The organism is Oleiphilus sp. HI0086 (assembly GCF_001635225.1).
This window is the reverse complement of sequence record NZ_LWFZ01000800.1, coordinates 1-2,021: the sequence shown is the minus strand read 5'-3', so window position 1 is coordinate 2,021 and position 2,021 is coordinate 1. Positions and strand designations below refer to the sequence as shown.

At 43.5% G+C, this 2,021-nt stretch carries 2 protein-coding genes; both read left to right on the top strand.

The window, feature by feature from the left end:
• Positions 1-601 (top strand): tetratricopeptide repeat protein (locus tag A3756_RS27740; RefSeq protein ID WP_368664588.1); only part of this gene is annotated, 601 nt, incomplete at its 5' end.
• A gap of 67 nt (positions 602-668) precedes the next feature.
• Positions 669-1,955: an iron-containing alcohol dehydrogenase gene (locus tag A3756_RS14170; RefSeq protein WP_068510746.1), complete on the top strand. Its 1,287-nt coding sequence runs from the start codon at positions 669-671 to the stop codon at positions 1,953-1,955.
• The last annotated feature ends 66 nt before the right edge of the window (positions 1,956-2,021 follow it).

Below are 2,021 nucleotides of genomic sequence, written 5' to 3'. Positions count from 1 at the left end.
CACCGACGCGCTTAAAGGTACGATTGACAAGGCATTAGAACTAAACCCAAACGAACCAAATACCTTAAGTTTATTAGCAATCAATGCGTTTACGTCTGAGGACTTCTCACTAGCTATTGAGTACTGGTCTAAAGTTTTAGAGGCTTATCCTGAACATCCGGCCGCCGGCCAGATGAAACAAGGCATTAATGAAGCGCAGCGCCGTGCAGGTATCGAACTGTCAGATTTTTCCAGCGACAGCAGCGGTTCGTTAATTGATGTATTCGTATCGCTTGATGAAACACTTCTCGGCTCAGTTAAACCCGGTGATACCGTGTTTGTATTTGTAAAAAACGCTGAAAACGCGAATCAAGCTAGCCCGCCTCTTGCTGCAAGTAGACATACTGTTTCTGAGCTTCCTCTAACAATTAACTTGAGTGACGCTGACGCAATGAGTCCTGCAGCTAAGCTTTCCGATGCTAAGCTCGTAAATGTTACTGCGCGTGTTTCCAAGTCGGGTCAAGTTAGCGCAGCAAGTGGCGATTTTGAAGGCCGAGCTGAACTGGTTGAGTTAGGTTCCGAGCAACAAGTAAAAATTAACATTAGCGAGCTAGTCAAATAAAGTTTTAGTAATAAGCGCGTAATTACGGCAAGCTTCAAAAACAAAAATAACCTTAAGGAGTGCAAGTATGACGATAAAAGTGCCAAAGGTAATCGACGAATTGGAATCCAAAATTGTCAACACATTGAAGCTCTCCCGTTTCAAGAATCAATTAGTAGGCAAGGGATATGTAACGGGTCTTAAGGCCGTTACCTATTTACTTAACATTCCAAAACCGACGATCTTTATGAGCAAAGGTGCATCAATCAACCTTTGTGAATCGGTTTCTCAGTTTGGCCTCAATAAACTTTTGATTGTTACTGACCAGGCACTTTACGATACGGGCCTTCTCGACCCAGTACTTGAACAGTTAAATCTTTCTGGGATGAAGTATTCACTATTTACCGAAGTAGAGCCTGACCCTACCTTCACAGTAGTTGAAAGTGGCCTCCGTAAGTATCGACAGCAAAACTGTGATTCTGTAATGGCTATTGGTGGTGGCTCTTCAATTGATGCTGCTAAAGTTATTGCTTTAGCTGCAAGTAACGAAGTGAGCCCTCGAGATCTGGTTGGCATTTTAAAGGGCAAGAAACCTTCTGCGCCTTTCTTTGCAATTCCCACCACTGCGGGTACTGGCTCTGAGGCAACCATTGGTGCCGTTATTTCTGACAGCATTACCCACAAAAAAGAACTTGTTATTGATACAAAAATAGTTCCTTTAGTAGCGGCACTAGACCCTGATTTAATGAAGGGCCTTCCTCCTGCTATTACTGCAGCAACCGGGATGGATGCCTTAACCCACCTTGTCGAATCTTATTTAAGCGGCATGGCAAACGAAGAGTCTGACTATTATTCTCGTTCAGGTATTCAAATGATTTTTGAAAACCTACCGAAGGTATACAAACGTGGCAACAATGCTAAAGCACGAGAGAAGATGGCGCTGGCTTCGTACTACGGAGGCTTAACGATAAATATCGCCGGATTAGGGTATGTGCATGCTTTTGCCCACCAATTAGGTGCTAAGTACAAACTACCCCATGGCGAATCCAATGCAAAAGTTCTGCCTTATGTGCTTGAATTCACTAAAGCTGCGAGCACGACACGCTTGGCTGAACTTGCACAATGCCTGGGTCTCGGCAGCAGAAATGATAATGATACAGTGCTAGCTGAAGCGTTTATTAGTGAAGTCAAAAATTTGATTTCTACGCTAAATATCGAGAACACGATACCTCAAATAAAACGCTCAGATTTTTCTGAAATTATTCAGGGTGCTTTTAAAGAAGCTAACTCAACCTACGCCGTTGCAAAGTACATGTCTTATGACGAGGCAGAAGAAATGCTCAGCGCTATCTCTGGCCGAGCCAGCGACATTTAAGGATTACGTAACCCACTAAACAGCGTCACTGCGGGTCATAGAGGGAATTAAATACCCGTTTATCTT

Coding starts and splice junctions, on each gene's coding strand:
- A3756_RS14170 (WP_068510746.1), top strand. CDS start 669: ATGACGATAAAAGTGCCAAAGGTAATCGACGAATTGGAATCCAAAATT.